This is a genomic window from Herbihabitans rhizosphaerae, assembly GCF_004216555.1.
GTDB lineage: Bacteria > Actinomycetota > Actinomycetes > Mycobacteriales > Pseudonocardiaceae > Herbihabitans > Herbihabitans rhizosphaerae.
This window is the reverse complement of the sequence record NZ_SGWQ01000007.1, coordinates 97834-113840: the sequence shown is the minus strand read 5'-3', so window position 1 is coordinate 113840 and position 16007 is coordinate 97834. Positions and strand designations below refer to the sequence as shown.

Genomic DNA, 16007 nt, shown 5'->3' with positions numbered 1-16007 from the left:
GATGGATCAGCCGACGTTCGATCTGCACTCCGCGCTCGCCGCGATGGCCGACTACCCCGCCATGTTGCGCCGGTTGGGTGTCATCCGGGTGATCGAGGTGGACCTGGCCGGCTCCGGCATCGACCCGTCCAACCCCGGCGGGGTCACGGTCAGCGCGACCCCGTCGTGGACCTACCAGGCGCCGGCCGGCAACGTGCGGATCGCGCCGGTGGCCACGCCCGTGCACCTCACGCCGGCCCGGTTCGCGCTGCTCGGCAACGGCCTGCTGGACGCCGTCGCGGAGAAGCTGGGCGTGGCCGAGATCGACGTGGACAGCGCCGCCACCCGGCTGCTCGACCTGGCCCGCCAGCTCGTCGACATCGCGCTGCCCGGACAGGCCGCGATCGCCGCCGCTGGCCCGCTGGCCGACCGGCTCACCCTGCCGGCACTGCGCAACGCCGGCCTGAGCCTGACCCAGGCCGGGCGCGCGATGAAGCTGCGCGGCAAGCTCGCCGAAGCCGGCAAGTGGTACTCGGCGACCGGCGGGTTCACGCTCAGCGACGCGCAGCACGCGGTCAAGGGATACGTGGTCGACGTGTGGGACGACCGCACCCGCCGCTGGCACACCCTGTGCGCGCGGCGCGGCACCTACAAGCTGCCCGGCGGGCGCACCTTCACCGCCGACGACGAGGGCGCGGTGTCCACCGCGGCGACGGCCAAACCGGAGGCCGGCACCGGCACGATGATGTACCTGCACGAGTCGATGGTGCGGTGGAACGGGTGGAGCCTGGTCGCGCCGCCGGTCGGCACCCCGGTCACCACCGAGTCACCGGACCGGGTGCCGAAGGCGGCTCCGGCCAGCGGACTGCCCGGCTTCGAGGTCAGCTTCGTGCCACAACCCGGCACGCTGCCCGTGCTGCGGTTCGGCCGCGGCTACCGGTTCCAGATGCGCGCGGTGGACGTGATCGGCCGCGCGGACCCGCTGAACCCGACCTCCACCGACTTCAGCCGCTCGGTGCCGCCCGCGGACAAGCCACCCGCCCGGCATCTGCGGTTCGACCCGGTGGCCGCGCCGATCGTGGTGCCGAGCGCGCCGATGACCGAGGGCGAGTCGGTGGACATCATCGTGCTGCGGCCGGACCCCGGCGTGCTCGGCTTCGTGTCCAATCTGCTGGCGCCGCTGCTGGGCACGCCGCCGGTGCGGCACCTCGCGCCGCCGAAGGTGAGCGTCGGCCTGTGCGAGGAACACGGCATGGTGGACACCGCCGCCGGCCGTCCGGACCCGTCGAAGTACCAGATGCTGGCCACCCGCGACCGGGCCGACCTGACCGCGGTCGGCACGGTCGATCCGCGCCAGCCGCACCAGCGGTACGTGCCGGGAACCCTCACGGTGGCCTGGCTGCCGGACCCGATCTGCCGGGGCGCGGTGGTCAGCGGCTACCCGAGCGGACCGGTCAAGGGCACGTTCGACCCGCCGCTGCTCGGCTCGTGGCCGAACATCCAGCCGGTGCGGCTACAGGTCGTGGAAGGCACGGGCGACCCCGGCTGGAACCCGCTGCTGCGGCTGATCACGCTGCCGGTGCCGCGCGGCGAGACGCGGATCGTGCAGTTGTCCAGCTGCGTGAACGCGGGCGACCTGCCGGTGCTCGGGCAGGTCGCCTGGATGACGGACAAGGGCACGCCGCCCGACGTGATCAACGCGACCAGGGCGGACCTGCAGGCCGGTCAGGTGTGGCAGGTGACCCCGCGCCGGCAGCTCACGCTGGTCAACGCGGTGCGCACGCCGGTGACCGCGCCGTCGCTGGTGAACCTGGGCAACGACTCGTCCACCCCGCGTACGCCGGGCTCGACCGTGCACGCGCTGGTCGGCGATGTCGGCGTGCACCGGCCGAGCACCGGGCAGATCGCGCTGGTCGCCAGCCGCACCGACCCGGTGGACGACCCGGCGGCGCCCGAGCCGACCACCCGCACCACGGTCACCCGCCCGCCGCTGCGCGAGGCCAACACGGCGAACGCGCAGCAGGCGCCCGCGCTGCCGGTGGACTACGAGCCGGACCCGGTCACCGGCGCGCAGGTCAGCTTCGCCGCCACGCACGTCATCGGTGACACCCGCCGCCACCAGGTCAGCTATCACGTCGAGGGCACCACCCGGTACCTGGAGCACTTCGTGCAGCGCGGCGAGGTCACGTTCGCCGGGCAGGAGCCACTGCGGCTGGCCGAGGCGGGCATCGTCGCCGGCACCGCGACGGTGCGCTCGCTCGACGGTGAGACCGCCTACCGCGAGGACGCGGACTTCGACGTGGACGAGCGGGCCGGGACGATCAAGCGCTCGGCGAACAGCGGGATCCCGGACAACACGAAGGTCGAGGCGGCGATCGTGGTGCCGCCGGCGACCAAGCTCAGCGACGCGGTCACGCTGGACCTGCCGAGCACCGCGCGGCCCGAGGCGCCTCAGGTGGCCTGGGTGGTGCCGACGTTCGGGTGGACCGAGACGTCGGCGGACCTCGGCCTGCGCCGCACCCGCGTCCGGGGCGGCGGCGGGCTGCGGATCTTCCTCGAGCGGCCGTGGTACTCCTCGGGCGCCGGCGAGCAGCTCGCGATCGTGCTGGCCGGCGGCGGCCCCATCGACCCGAACGACGTGCAGCTGCGCGAGCTGGTGACGCAGATCGGCGGCGACCCGGTGGTCAAGTCCGAGGCGATCACCGGGTCGTTCCCGGGCATCGGCCAGTTCCCGCTCGCGGCGGACGGCAAGCCGGCGCTCAGCCTGCCCGAGCTGGCGGGCCGCACGCCGGCCGCCATGGTCGCGGCCGCCGTGCACGACGTGCAGTGGGACGCCGAGCGGCGCCGGTGGGCGTGTGACGTGGTGCTGCCCGCCGGCCGGGTGTACCAGCCGTTCGTGCGGCTTGCGCTGGCCCGCTACCAGCCGAACTCGCTGGCCGGCGTGGAGCTGTCCGCGGTGGCCGCGCTGCAGTGGGCGCAGCTCGCGCCGGACCGGTCGGCCACGATCCGGCTGCACGCGCTGGACCTGACCAGGGTGGACCTGACGGTGGCCGGCTGGTCGACCTCGGGCACCCGCGCCGCGCCCACGGTGCCGAACACGGTGTCGGCGATCCTGCAGACCTCGTCGGTGGGCAACCCCGGCGACCTGGACTGGACGACGGTCGGCTCGCCGGATGGGCTGCCGCTGACCGCCGCGACGCAGCCGGACGGGACCACGGTGTGGAGCAGCACGATCCGGTTGCCCAGGCCGAGAATCCTGGCTCTGTTCCGGCTGGTGATCACCGAGCAGGAGCAGCACGACGTCGGCGGACGGCTCGTCTATTCCGACGTCATCCGGATCTGAGCCGCCCCGAACTTGACAACCGCACAACCACCCCTGCGCGTACTTTAGCCCGCTAAAGTCCGTCGGCCACGGAGAAAGCCCAGGTCAGGCGTGATCAACAGGAGGCTGAGAATGTGAGGGTGATTCCGCGGAACGGGGGCGCACGCGGGGTGTCACCCTCACGAGGTGATCAGCGCTGGACCTGGAGCAGGCGGTTCGGGGTGTCGTGGAGATCCCCGGTGAGCTTGTCCTTGGCCGACGGCGCGCACGGCCCAGACCGTGCTCTCGGCCGACACGCCCAGCCGGCTGCCACTCGCGAGCGAGGCGACGCCGGTTCCGTGGCCCCAGCAGTCCTCGGTGCTGCCGCCGTCGACGGCGAAACCCGGGCGGACCCGGTCGCCGAACTCGGTGTGCGTCGACCGAATGCCGGAATCGATGACGTCGACGTTCACGCCCTTGCCGCCATTGGGCGGGGCGTACTTGCCGTCCAGCGGGAGATCCGGCTGAGCGATCCGGTCCAGGCCCCACTCGGTCGCCTGATCGGCGTGAGCGACGATCCCCGCGCCGACGAACAGCAGCTACACCCGCGCGTAGACCGCGACGGCAGCGCCGTTGGTCGGAAGTCAGCGCCGCCGCCACACCAGCATGCCGGTGATCGTCTCGCCGTCGTAGGGAATCGGTGCGGTGCGCAGAGTGACACTGTTCCCGCCGTCGGCGAATTCGTAGAAGCGGGTCAGCGTCCGGCCGTTCCAGTTCGGGAACAGGCTCTGCTCGACGTGGTGGTACACGGCATTGGTCGCGGCGTCGGTCTCGTACGTTCCGGTGTACTGGACGTAGCCGCGGGCCGCGGCCGTGTACTCGTCTGGCGTGCCGGAGCGCTGGTCGTCCCCGGCGAAGCGCGGCCGGTCCGGTTCCCAGAGTGTGCCGGCCATGTGCCCGTCGGCGGTGTAGATCAACATGCCGCCGGCGTTCTCGCCGAGCGGCCTGCGCACCTCGCCGGTGCTGATCCGGGACTCGAAGGAGACCAGGCTCCACGCGCCGACGAGCCCGGGGCCGGTGTTCGGTTCGGTCACACCTCGATCATGCCCGAGCGTCGGCCGCGAGCCGTCGCCACGGCGAAGTCGATCAGCAGGAACACCGCCAGCGTCACGCCGAGCACCGGCATCGCCCAGGCCAGCGCGGCGGTCGCCACGACGATGCCGGCGATCACCGGACGCGGCACGCGCGACCAGGCGACGTGCGGCGAGGCCGGCAGCCCACCGGCGGCCGGCCGGCGTTTCCACCACATGCGGTAGCCGAGCACCAGCAGGACCAGCGCGCCGGCGGCGATCAGCGCCATCACGATCTGGTTGGCCAGGCCGAACAGTTCACCGCTGTGCCCCTGGATACCCAGCGTGGTCAGCTTGGCCAGCAGCGGGTAGTCGTCCCAGCCGACCCGGCCGGTGATCGCGCCGGTGTACGGGTCGACCGCGACGCTGTCCTTCTGGACCGGCAGGCCGGCGGAGGACTCGGTGACCTTGAACGGCTTGGTTCGCGCCGCCGGCGGGGTGACCGTGAGGGTGCCGCTCAGCCCACCCTCACGCGCGACCGTGATCACCCGGTCGAGGTCGATCGGGGTGGCACCGGCCGGGGCGACGACGGCGGGCGCGCTCAGGCTCGGCGACCTCGCGTCGAGCGCGGCCACGAGGTCGTCCACCCGCTCGCCGGCGTGCACCGACCAGGTCAGACCGGTGACGCTCACGGCGAGCAGGCCGACGCTGATCCACAGCCCGATCGCGCCGTGCCAGCCGCGCGTCCGCGCCCGGCCGGTCTCGCCGCGCGCGTCCGGTGTCAGCCGTTTCCCACGCCGCTTTCCGAGCCACAGCACCAATCCGCCGATCACCACGACCGGCAGCCAACTGGCCACGAACTCCGCGTAGAGCCGGCCAGGCTCGCCGAGCTTGAGGTTGCCGTGGAACTCGCGCAGCCACACCTGCACCGGCGGCCGCCCGGACACCGTGGTCTCCTGGCCGGCGATCTCAGTGGTGTACGGGTTGACGTACACGGTGGTCGACTCGGCGTTGAACCCGCCACCGTGGTGCTCGTGGCCGCCGGCCGGGAACACGACCCGCGTGGTGGCGTCCGGCGAATCGGACACGATCACCGACTCCAGCGCCGCACCGGGCCGGGCACGCTGGGCCGCGGCCACCTGCTCGGCGACGGGGCGCGCGGACCCGCCCGGCGCGCCGACCGACAGCGTGTCGCCGTACACCAGGTCGTTGATCTGCGGGCTGAACGCGTAGGCGATCCCGCTCAGGCACAGCACGGCCAGCAGCGGCGCGATGGCCATACCGGCGAGGAAGTGCACCCGGCGCGACAACAGCCGCAACGCCGTCCAGCCGCTGATCGTGCGACTGGGCCGGGTGATCGGGTCGAGCAGTTCGGACTCGTTCTCGACGATCGTCATCCGTGGCTCCCGGAACAGTCGTCTCGCTCGCGGACGAAAATGGGGTTCGATTTCCGGGGTATACGGGGCCGGAATCGCCGAGAAGCATATGGCGGTCGGCAGGTACCGTCGAATAGGGCGACCCAGGCGCAACGCGAGTTCACGAGCGGATGTCGCCATCATCGTCACGTCCGCAAACCGGCGTTCACACCTGGGTCGACAGTATTTCCGTTTCCTTTCCGGCGGGAAAATCATGTGACCGCACGACACGAGAAAGTGTCGCCGTCTTCACACGAATTTAGGACCGGGACGCACAGGGCCGTCCGGAACGGCGACCTGCCAGCGGACGCTGGTCACCGACGGCTCCAAGGACAGCCGGCTGACCGCGGACTCCATCTGCTTGTCGTCGCGCTGATCACCGGCCAGCTCGGCGCGCACCTCCACCAGACCGTCGGCCCGGTTGCCGCTGGCCACCGACAGCAGGCGGAAGTCGGTGCGGGTCAGCGCCTGCACCAGCAGCGCGCGCACGTGTGCCTCGGCGTCGTCACGGGTCACCGCGAGGAACGCGTAGGTCGTCGGCTCCTCGTCCCCGGTGTCCGGGCGACGGTCGACCGCCCGGCCGACCGCGCGCAGCGCCACGTTCACCGCGATCACCACGACCGTGCCGATCGCCGCGACCTGATACAGACCGGCTCCGGACAGCGCGCCAATGGCGGCCGAGCACCACAGCGTCGCCGCCGTGTTCAACCCGCGCACGCTGAGCCCGTCGCGCAGGATCACCCCGGCACCGAGAAATCCGATGCCGGACACGATCTGCGCGGCGACCCGGGTTGGATCGGCCGAACCCGCGTCGGTCACCGAGCTGAATCCGTGCGCGGACAACAGGACGAACAATGTGGACCCGACGGACACCAATGCGTTGGTGCGCAATCCGGCCATACGCGCCCGGTACTGGCGCTCGAATCCGATCAGCGCGCCGAGGCCAACCCCGGCACCCACACGCAGCAAGATCTCAACGGTGGTCATGTCGCTACCTCCCCATTCAGGGGCGTGCGGACAAACCAGACACAAGCGAACGGACCGGCGAGATTTCGCCGCGGATTATCGTCGCGCGAGAATTCGCGAGGAGAACAGCGTGGCAAATCGTCCGGTCAGGTCGGGACTACTGTCCGGCATGTGCCGCTCACCTCGCTTCCACAAACAGTCGTGGCGGGTTCGCCACGATTCGCGTCGTCCACTGTACGCACCGCGACACCGGGCCGGTCAACCTGTTGCGCACGTCTGTCCGGTCACACCAGGATGATCAGAATTCCGTCCACGAGCATTGGGGAGCGACCGCGTGGCGCGTGAACCTCTGATCATCCGGCGCCGGCGCCGCAAGCCGGACACCGACCGCCCCCGGCCGAAGTCCGTGGTGGACTGCGCGGTCTACGTGGACGGCGAGCGGCTGTCCGGGTTCGCCGACCACGAAGCCGCGTTCGCCGAGGTGCGCAGGCGGCGCGACGGGTTCGTGTGGATCGGCCTGTACGAACCGACTGTGACCGAGATCGAGGCCGTCGCCGAGACGTTCGACCTGCACGAACTGGCCGTGGAGGACGTCGTGCAGGCGCACCAGCGGCCCAAGCTGGAGCGCTACGGCGACACGTTGTTCATGGTGCTCAAGACCGTGCACTACGTGGAGCACGAGTCGCCGACCACGGCCAACGAGATCGTCGAGACCGGCGAGATCATGGCGTTCCTCGGCAAGAACTTCATCGTGACCGTGCGGCACGGCAGCCATTCCAGGCTGAGCAACCTGCGTGCCGATCTGGAGGCGGAACCCGAGCGGCTCAAGCCCGGCGCCGCCGCGGTCCTGCACGCCATCGCCGACAAGGTGGTGGACCACTACCTGGCCGTGAGCGAGGCGTTCGAGGACGACATCGACGAACTCGAAACGCATGTATTCGCGCCGCGCAGCGCGGTCGACGCCGAGCAGATGTACCTGGTCAAGCGGGAGATCGTGGAGCTGCGGCGGGCGGTCATGCCGCTGGCCGCGCCGCTGCGCCGGCTGGCCGAGGGCCGCATGCCGCACGTCCCCGAGCAGGTGCGCTCCTATTTCCGCGATGTCGACGACCACCTCACGACGGTGACCGACCGGGTGACCAACTTCGACGATCTGCTCACCACATTGGTGGACGCCACGCTCGCCAAGGTGTCCCTGCAGCAGAACAACGACATGCGCAAGATCACCGCATACGCGGCGATCATCGCGGTGCCGACGATGGTGGTCGGCGTGTACGGCATGAATTTCGACTACATGCCCGAGACGCATTGGAAGTACGGTTACCCGATCATCATGCTGCTCACCCTGATCGGCTGCATGATCCTGTACCGCACCTTCAAGAGGAATCGCTGGCTGTGATCCCGTTCAAGAAGCCCGTGTTCTGGCTGCTGTTGTTGGTGGTGGCCTGGTTGACCCTGGTCACCGTGCAGATCAGCCTCGGCATGGGCGGCGATCCCGGCGGAGGCGGCGCGCCCTGACCGGTGCCGGCCGGGCGCGCCGTCCACTTGCGACAGCCGATCAGCCAGATCCGAGAAGCCGGCGCATGGTGTCGATCTCGGTTGTCTGGGCACGAACAACGGCGTCCGCGAGTGCCCGTGCACCCGGGTGGACACCCTGCGCCTTCTCGGTGTTCGCCATCTCCACGGCGCCCTCGTGATGGCGGATCATCAGTTCGAGGAACAGCCTGTCGAAGGCCGTGCCGCGGGCGGCGCTGAGCCGGACCATGTCATCGGCGGTCATCATCCCGGGCATGCCGTGACCACCGTGCTCCCCGCCCACCGGCGGGACGGGCCGGTTCCACGAACGGAGCCAGCCGGTCATGGTCTCGATCTCGGGCCCCTGCGCCTTCTTGATCTCCGCGGCGAGCGACTTCACCCGGTCGGTCGCACGCGTGGCGGCCAGGTCGGCCATCTCCACCGCCTGCGCGTGGTGCGGGATCATCTCGCCGGCGAACTTCACATCGGCGGCGTTGACCGTCTCCCCCGCCGGGCCGGTCGGTGCCGAAGCGGTCGCCGACGGCGAATGCGCCGACCCGTGGTCAGAACCATCCGTGCCGCCGCCGCAGCCGGCGAGCACGAGCACCGCGATGGCCGCGAGCATGACGTGTCCATATGTTCTCATCATCTGATCTCTCCATATTGTCGTGCGGATGTTGGCTGGCGTGACGTGCACGCCGGCCTAGATCCGCAAGATCGACAACTGGGAGAGCGAGGGTGGACCGCGGCCACTTCCTCGAGCGGCGTCGACCGCCGCGGTGGCGGGCCGCACATGCCGCGGTGCGCACACCGCCGAGTCGAGAGCCAAGTCGAGCACGACTGGCGCGGTGTGGTTGAGCGCGCCCGACTGACACTCCGGCCCGAGGTGGGTGGAGTGGCCGCCGCAGTCTCCGGAATCGCATTCGCCGGAATGGGTCACCGACGGCGCCGAGCCGTGATGCGCCGGCGCCGGCAGTGCGGGCAAGCCCGGCGAGAGCCCGTGCATGCCGATGATCCCCGCGATCACCGCACCGATCAGCAGCCCGAGCGCACCGGGCCGCCACCCGGTCCGACGGTCATGCTGCTGAGCGCCCGACACCCGGCCAGCCTAGTGGCCCGCGTTCGAAGTTCCTTGATGATTGCCGGCCCCGGCAATCGCAAGACGATTTCGGACACGGGGCACTGGGTCACCCGATGGCCGCGATCACCCGAGCGGCCGTGTTGCGCAGACCGGCCGCGTTCGGGTGCACCGGCGCGGCGGCATCGGTCGGGAGCAGGCCCTCGACCCACTTGGTGCCGGGCGGCGTGCACACGTCGTGGCCTCGGCTGCTGGTGAACGCGTCGACGAACTCCGCGCCGTTGGCGGCGGCCTGCTCGGCGACGATCGAGTTGAGCAACTGGTTCACACCGTCCAGGTAGGCCACGTCGCCACGGGAGATCGGCACGATCGGGAAGCAGCCGTCCTTGGGCGGCAGGATCGCCGGATAGCCGACGAGCACGACCCTGGCCTTCGGCGCGCGCTCCTTGATGCCGCGCACCGCCTCACCCAGCTTCGGAGCGAACGCGGTGAACCGCTCGCGCAGCTGGTCCTTCCCGCCGGCGGTGAGGCTGTCCTTGCACGGCGAGCCGAGCGGGTTGGTCAGGCTGAGCGCGCCGCACCGGACGATGATCTCGGCGAACCCGACATCGTTGCCGCCCATGCCCATGGTGACCAGGTCGGTGTCCTTGGTGAGCGCGTCGTACTGGGGCGCCACGATGCCGAACTGGCGGCCGGTCAGGTCCTTCGTGGTGGCGCCGCCGCAGCTCACGTCGACGAACTTCGCGGGCTTGATCGCCGCGGCGAGCAACGACGGGTAGTTCCGGTCCGACCGCGTGCAGACCAGGTCGACCTGGGCCGGGACTCCGGTACCGGAGGTGAACGAGTCGCCGAGCGCCACGTAGCGGCCGACCCGCGTGTTCTCGGCGGTGGCGGACGTGACGGCGAGCGCCGCGGCGGCGCTGGCGACGACGGCGGACAGGGCGAGCGTGCGGCGGAGCCTGGCCATGGAGCCCTCCGAAACGAGATGTGATCGGGGCGACAGTCAGGTTACCGACGGGTTTGAATTTGAGTCAACGATCCGTGCCGGCGCGACTACGATCGTGTGGTGGCCCAACGAAAGCCGAGGCGCGACCCGCGCACCGCCCTGCTCAAGGCGGGCACCCGGCTGTTCGCCGCGCACGGTTTCGACACCGTGTCCATCGACGACATCGCCGCGGACGCGGGTGTCGCGAAAGGGCTGCTGTACTACTACTTCGAGAGCAAGCGCGCGCTGTACGTGGAGATCGTCCGGGTGGCCGCGGAGAGCCTCGCCGAGTACACCGAGCCGGACCGGTCGCTGCCCCCGTCGGAGCGCACCGGGGCGGTGATCACCGCGCTGATCCGCTGGGCCGAGAACTACGGCGAATCACTGCGGATGCTGTTCGGCCAGGGCATCGGCCCGGATCCGGAGCTGGCCACGATCATGCGCGACGCGCGCGAACGGCAGATCGAGATGATGTGGAGCGGCATGGCCGAGGTGCGCGCCGAGCAGGGTCTGCCGCCGCTGACCCGCGATCCCGTGCTGCTGCACGCTATCCGCGGCTGGATCGCGTTCACCGAGGCGGTGCTCACCCGGTGGCTCGCGGACCGCGACCTGACCGAGGATCAACTGCGGGAGCTCGTCCTCCGCGCCGCCGGCGGACTGCTCTCCGCCGCGCGCAAGATCACCACGGAGAACGCCACACCGTCCACTTGAGACAGCGATCGACACACTGAGAGCAGGTGGCCATGCGAGGAGCCGTTCTGCACGCGCCCGGTGACGTCCGCTTCGAGGAGCGGGACGACCCGAGGATCAGCGCGCCCACGGACGCGATCATCCGCGTCTCCGCGAGCTGCGTGTGCGGCTCGGACCTGTGGGACTATCGCGGCATCAACGACGGGGACGACGTGGACGGGCCGCGGCCGATGGGCCACGAGTACTGCGGCATCGTCGAGGAGGTCGGCGACGAGGTCACGACGATCAAGCCGGGCCAGTTCGTCATCGGGTCCTTCTTCGCCTCGGACAACACCTGCCCGAACTGCCAGGCCGGCTTCCACACCGCCTGCCAGAACGTCGAGTATGTCGGCGCGGGCGGCGCACAGGCGGAGGCACTGCGGGTGCCGCTGGCCGACGGCACGCTGGTGGCCACGCCCGAGGTGCCCGACGACGCGATGCTGCCCGATCTGCTCGCCGCCTCCGACGTGCTCGGCACCGGTTGGTTCGCCGCCGTCGCGGCCGGCGTGGGCCCGGGATCGACGGTGGCCGTGGTCGGTGACGGCGCGGTCGGACTGCTCGGCGTGCTGTCGGCCAGGCAGCTCGGCGCGGAGCGGATCATCGCGATGAGCCGCCACGAATCCCGCCAGCGCCTCGCCCGCGAGTTCGGCGCCACCGACATCGTGACCGAGCGCGGGGACGACGGCGTTGCCCAGGTCAAGGACCTCACCGGCGGGGTCGGCGTGGACGCCGCCCTCGAGTGCGTCGGCACCAACGAGGCGATGACGCAGGCGCTGCGCTGCGTGCGGCCCGGCGGCGGCGTCGGATTCGTCGGTGTGCCGCACGGCGTCAGCCTGGACGGGGTGCGGCTGTTCTACTCGATGGTGCGCGTGCACGGCGGCCCCGCACCGGTGCGCCACTATCTGCCCGCGCTGATCGACCTGATCTGGCAGCGGCGCGTCAATCCCGGCAAGGTGTTCGACCTCGAGCTGCCGCTGGCACAGGTGGCCGAGGGGTACCGCGCGATGGACGAGCGCCGGGCGATCAAGGCTTTCCTGCGCCCGTAGTCACCTTCACGGGTAGTGCCAGGTCACAGCAGTTCGTGCACCGGGAGGTCGGGGTCGAGCACGACGCCCACCGCCCGCGCGTTGCCGTCGAGCATCGACCAGATCGACTGGGTGATCAGCTCGGCCAGCTCGCCCGCGGTGGCCGCGCGCCGCTCGCCGGCCTGCCAGTGGTTCACGGTCGCGTCGACGAACCCGACCATTCCGGTCGCGACCGTGCCGGCGAACCGCTCGTCCTGGCCGGCCTTGCGCGCCCCGGCGGCGAGGATCTCGCCGGCCAGACCGATGACCTTGGCCCGCGTGTCGGCGATCACCCGGGAGCCGCCCGGCGCGGCCCGCGCGCCGAGGAACGCGTACAGCCGAGGATGATCCTCGATCCAGCCGAGGTAGGTGCGGATCGCCCGGCGAATGGCCTCCTTGGCCGTGCCGCGCGGCAGCAGCGCGGGCGCCAGCTCGGCCATCAGCGTCTCCACGATGTGCCGGCTGATCTCCTCGTCGAGGTCGGACCGGTCGGCGAAGTGCCGGTACACCACCGAGCGCGGCACGCTCGCGCGCCGGGCGATCACCTGCACGCCGACGCGCGGCCCGTCGGCCTCGATCGCCGCCACCGCCGCGTCGAGCAGGGCCCGGCGGCGGCGCGCCTTGTGCGCGTCCCAGCGGGTCGTGCGCCCGTCCACATCTTGGTCGATCATCTCAACAGACTATCTGCGACACCTTGTCCCAGACAACTACATGCGACATGCTGTCGCAGGTAGTCCAAAGGAGGTGCCCATGACGCGCGAGCCGTCCGTCATCGTGATCGGTGCGGGAATGTCCGGAATCTGCATGGCCGTCAAGCTGAAACAGGCCGGCATCACCGACTTCACCGTGCTGGAGAAGGGCGGTGACGTCGGCGGGACCTGGCGCGACAACACCTACCCCGGCCTGCGCTGCGACGTGCCGTCCGCGTTCTACCAGTACACCTTCGACCGGAATCCGAACTGGTCGCACTTCTTCTCCGACGGCGCGGAGATCCACGAGTACTTCCGGCGCACGGCGGACCGGTTCGGCATCCGCGACCACATCGAGCTGAATACCGAGGTCACCGACGCGCGGTTCACCGACGGCCGCTGGCACGTGCGGACCGGCGACGGCAGGACCAGGCAGGCCGACTTCCTCGTCGGAGCGACCGGCGTGCTGCACCACCCGGTCGTCCCGGACATCCCCGGGCTGGACACGTTCGAGGGCACCACCTTCCACACCGCGCGCTGGGACCACTCCGCGTCGCTGGCCGGCAAGCGGGTCGCGGTGATCGGCACCGGCTCGACCGGCGTGCAGATCGTGACCGCGCTGGCCGGCGAGGTGCCGGAGCTGGTGCTGTTCCAGCGCACCCCGCAGTGGGTGCTGCCGGTGCCGAACTGGCGCAACGATCCGCTGACCCGCGCGCTGCGCCGCCGCTTCCCCGCGCTCACCCGGCTCGAGTACCGCGCGATCGAGCAGATCTTCTCCGTGCTGGTGGCCGGCATGGTGCGCGACGGCTGGCAGCGCAAATTGCTGAGCCGGCTGTGCGAGCTGAACCTGCGCACCGTCCGGGACAAGCGGCTGCGCGAAGCACTCACGCCGGACTACCAGGCGATGTGCAAGCGGCTGGTGATGTCGCCCAACTTCTACCGTGCGGTGCGGCGGCCGGGTGTGCGGCTGGTGACCGACGCGATCGACCACGTCGAGCCGCGCGGTGTGGTCACCGCCGACGGCACGCTGCACGAGGTCGACGTGCTGGCGCTGGCCACCGGATTCGACTCGCACGCCTACCTGCGGCCGATCGAGATGGTCGGACCGACCGGCCGCACCCTCGCCGAGGCGTGGGCCGACGGGCCGAAGGCGTACCGGACCGTGGCGCTGCCCGAATTCCCCAACTTCTTCCTGCTGATGGGCCCGCACAGTCCGGTCGGCAACTTCTCGCTGGTGCCGATCGCCGAGGTGCAGGCCGACTACGCGCTGACCTGGATCGAGGCGTGGCGGCGCGGCGAGTACACGGCGGCGGCGCCGAGCCGGGAGGCGACCGAGCGCTACAACGCCGAGCTGCGCGCCGCGATGCCGGACACGGTGTGGGCGTCCGGCTGTCAGAGCTGGTACCTCGGCAAGGACGGGCTGCCCGAGGTGTGGCCGTTCTCCCCGCACCGGCACGCCAAGATGCTGCGGGACCGGCACACCGGCGAGTTCGACTCGGAGTTCGAGGGGGTGAAGGCGTGAGTATTTCGTTGGCAGGCAAGCGAATCCTGGTCACCGGCGCGTCGTCGGGCATCGGGCGGGCGACCGCGCTGGCCGCCGCGGCCGACGGCGCCGAGGTGCTGCTGGTGGCGCGGCGGGAGGCCGAGCTGAAGCGGCTGTGGCGGGAGATCAACGATGTCGACGGAGCCGGCGAGGCGCACGTCTACCCGTGCGACCTGTACGACACCGCCGGCGTCGACTCGCTGGTGGACCTTGTGCTGCGCGAGCACGGCGGCGTGGACGTGCTTGTCAACAATGCCGGCCACTCGATCAGACGCTCGGTGCGGCACTCGGTGGACCGGCTGCACGACTACGAGCGCACCATGCGGCTGAACTATCTGGCTCCGGTACAGCTCACCCTGGGCCTGCTGACCGCGATGCGCGAGCAGCGCTTCGGGCACGTGGTGAACGTGACGACCCAGGGCATCCAGGTGCACACGCCTCGGTTCACCGCCTATCTCGCGTCCAAGGCGGCACTCGAGGAGTTCGGCCGCACGGCCGGCCGCGAGCTGGCGTCGGACAACGTCACGTTCAGCTCGGTGCGGATGCCGCTGGTGCGCACGCCGATGATCGCGCCGACCGAGGAGGTGTACCGCGGCATGCCCTCGCTGAGCGCCGAGCAGGCCGCGCGACTGGTCCTGCGAGCGGCGCGCTCGCGGAACGAGATCGTGAACGCCACCGGCGGCGCGGTGTTCGAGCTGGCCGACCTGGCCGTCCCGAACACCATGCGCCGCCTGGTGCACCGATTCGGCTACCTGCCCCGGCCGAGCCTCAGACCGCGACGCCGTCGGTCCTGAGCAGCTCGACAAGGGCCGCGATGCTGTGCTCGCCGTGCCCGGCCGCGACCGCCCGCCGCAGCAGATCCGTCATCGGCGCGCGCCAGGTCACGTCGATGTTCGCCTCTCGGCCGAACTCGTCGTCGTGCTCCGCTCCCGCGAGGAAGACACCGACGGTGGACGCCGGCACGGTGTAATCGCCGCTGTCGATCTCCCGCGCGAAGATCGGCAGCACGGAGTTGATCATCTCCAGCCACTTCACCGTGTACGGCACCATCGTGCTCACCTCGAGCCCGCGAGCCTGGACGGCGGCCGCGCCCTGGAAGAACCCGACGAGCGCGGGCAGCAGCGTGCCGCCCACCGCCATCTCGTACAGCGCGGCGAGGTCCGGCTCGTCCCCGAGGTGCACGGTGTCGCCGCCGAGCACCCGCAGCGTCGCCTCGAACTCGTCGAAGACCGCCTTGTCGCCGCCGTAGTACAGCAGCGTGTCCGGCGCGCCGACGGCCGACGGCACGTTCTTGATCGCCCCGTCGAGGAACCGGGCGCCGTGCCCCGTCGCCCACGCGGCCATCGCGCGCGCCCCGGCCGGTGCGCCGCTGTTCAACGTGATCAGCGCCCGTTCGCGGAGTGCGCCCGTGGCCGGCTCCAGGGCATGGATCGTGTCGTCGTACGTGGTCAGGCAGGTGATCACCAGCGGGCTCGCGGCCACCGCGGCCTCGACGGCCGGCGGGTGCTCGGCTCCCCGCGAGACGAGTGGTGCCGCCTTGGCGGCGGTGCGATTCCATACGGTGGTCGGGTGTCCGGCCGCGAGGAAGGCGTCGGCCAGTGCCGCGCCCATGGAACCCAATCCGATGACGGTGACCGGTGTGCGGTTGTTGTTCTCAGGCATGCGCACAGATTGCG

At 70.9% G+C, this 16007-nt stretch carries 16 protein-coding genes; 7 read left to right on the top strand and 9 right to left on the bottom strand.

Annotation, left to right across the window (positions count from 1 at the left end; translation table 11 throughout):
* The first annotated feature begins 1 nt into the window (after position 1).
* On the top strand, positions 2 to 3322 hold the full coding sequence (locus EV193_RS21000) for a hypothetical protein (protein WP_130345910.1): 3321 nt from the start codon (positions 2 to 4) through the stop codon (positions 3320 to 3322).
* A 158-nt stretch (positions 3323 to 3480) separates the two neighbouring features.
* On the opposite strand, the gene EV193_RS20995 is transcribed toward EV193_RS21000, so the two are convergent.
* From EV193_RS20995 to EV193_RS20980, 4 genes are all read right to left on the bottom strand, one after another.
* On the bottom strand, positions 3481 to 3753 hold the full coding sequence (locus EV193_RS20995) for a S8/S53 family peptidase (protein WP_130345909.1): 273 nt from the start codon (positions 3751 to 3753) through the stop codon (positions 3481 to 3483).
* A 171-nt stretch (positions 3754 to 3924) separates the two neighbouring features.
* The gene (locus EV193_RS20990) at positions 3925 to 4374 is read right to left on the bottom strand and encodes a lipocalin-like domain-containing protein (protein WP_165401440.1); all 450 of its coding nucleotides are present in this window, start codon (positions 4372 to 4374) and stop codon (positions 3925 to 3927) included.
* Complete coding sequence (locus EV193_RS20985) at positions 4371 to 5747, bottom strand: PepSY-associated TM helix domain-containing protein (protein WP_130345907.1); 1377 nt, start codon at positions 5745 to 5747, stop codon at positions 4371 to 4373. Before EV193_RS20985 ends, EV193_RS20990 begins: the two co-directional genes overlap by 4 nt.
* Before the next feature lie 267 nt (positions 5748 to 6014).
* Entirely contained in the window at positions 6015 to 6752 is a 738-nt protein-coding gene (locus EV193_RS20980) for an MgtC/SapB family protein (protein WP_130345906.1), read from the bottom strand.
* A 313-nt stretch (positions 6753 to 7065) separates the two neighbouring features.
* On the opposite strand from EV193_RS20980, the gene corA reads away from it, so the two are divergent.
* Entirely contained in the window at positions 7066 to 8127 is a 1062-nt protein-coding gene (gene corA / locus EV193_RS20975; protein ID WP_423202198.1) for a magnesium/cobalt transporter CorA, read from the top strand.
* A complete protein-coding gene (locus EV193_RS34470) occupies positions 8124 to 8246 on the top strand; it encodes a hypothetical protein (RefSeq protein WP_278044203.1) in 123 nt (40 codons plus the stop codon). Before corA ends, EV193_RS34470 begins: the two co-directional genes overlap by 4 nt.
* A 40-nt stretch (positions 8247 to 8286) precedes the next feature.
* On the opposite strand, the gene EV193_RS20970 is transcribed toward EV193_RS34470, so the two are convergent.
* From EV193_RS20970 to EV193_RS20960, 3 genes are all read right to left on the bottom strand, one after another.
* A complete protein-coding gene (locus EV193_RS20970; protein ID WP_130345904.1) occupies positions 8287 to 8892 on the bottom strand; it encodes a DUF305 domain-containing protein in 606 nt (201 codons plus the stop codon).
* A 54-nt stretch (positions 8893 to 8946) separates the two neighbouring features.
* Positions 8947 to 9342: a DUF6153 family protein gene (locus tag EV193_RS20965; RefSeq protein WP_130345903.1), complete on the bottom strand. Its 396-nt coding sequence runs from the start codon at positions 9340 to 9342 to the stop codon at positions 8947 to 8949.
* A gap of 88 nt (positions 9343 to 9430) precedes the next feature.
* The gene (locus tag EV193_RS20960) at positions 9431 to 10288 is read right to left on the bottom strand and encodes an SGNH/GDSL hydrolase family protein (protein WP_130345902.1); all 858 of its coding nucleotides are present in this window, start codon (positions 10286 to 10288) and stop codon (positions 9431 to 9433) included.
* A gap of 99 nt (positions 10289 to 10387) precedes the next feature.
* Here EV193_RS20960 and EV193_RS20955 point away from each other — a divergent pair, with 99 nt between their 5' ends.
* The gene (locus EV193_RS20955) at positions 10388 to 11017 is read left to right on the top strand and encodes a TetR/AcrR family transcriptional regulator (RefSeq protein WP_165401439.1); all 630 of its coding nucleotides are present in this window, start codon (positions 10388 to 10390) and stop codon (positions 11015 to 11017) included.
* Positions 11018 to 11049: 32 nt separating this feature from the next.
* Positions 11050 to 12081 carry a zinc-dependent alcohol dehydrogenase family protein gene (locus EV193_RS20950; protein ID WP_130345900.1) on the top strand — a complete coding sequence of 344 codons (1032 nt, stop codon included), beginning with the start codon at positions 11050 to 11052 and terminating at the stop codon, positions 12079 to 12081.
* 23 nt (positions 12082 to 12104) lie between these two features.
* On the opposite strand, the gene EV193_RS20945 is transcribed toward EV193_RS20950, so the two are convergent.
* Complete coding sequence (locus EV193_RS20945) at positions 12105 to 12770, bottom strand: TetR/AcrR family transcriptional regulator (protein WP_130345899.1); 666 nt, start codon at positions 12768 to 12770, stop codon at positions 12105 to 12107.
* Between the two features lie 79 nt (positions 12771 to 12849).
* Here EV193_RS20945 and EV193_RS20940 point away from each other — a divergent pair, with 79 nt between their 5' ends.
* Both EV193_RS20940 and EV193_RS20935 read left to right on the top strand, forming a co-directional pair.
* Positions 12850 to 14310, top strand: coding sequence for a flavin-containing monooxygenase (locus tag EV193_RS20940; protein ID WP_130345898.1), 1461 nt, complete (start codon positions 12850 to 12852; stop codon positions 14308 to 14310).
* Complete coding sequence (locus EV193_RS20935) at positions 14307 to 15125, top strand: SDR family NAD(P)-dependent oxidoreductase (protein ID WP_207222750.1); 819 nt, start codon at positions 14307 to 14309, stop codon at positions 15123 to 15125. Before EV193_RS20940 ends, EV193_RS20935 begins: the two co-directional genes overlap by 4 nt.
* Here EV193_RS20935 and EV193_RS20930 read toward each other — a convergent pair.
* Entirely contained in the window at positions 15100 to 15993 is an 894-nt protein-coding gene (locus EV193_RS20930; RefSeq protein ID WP_130345896.1) for an NAD(P)-dependent oxidoreductase, read from the bottom strand. The two genes, EV193_RS20935 and EV193_RS20930, sit on opposite strands and share 26 nt — an antisense overlap.
* Positions 15994 to 16007: the final 14 nt, after the last annotated feature.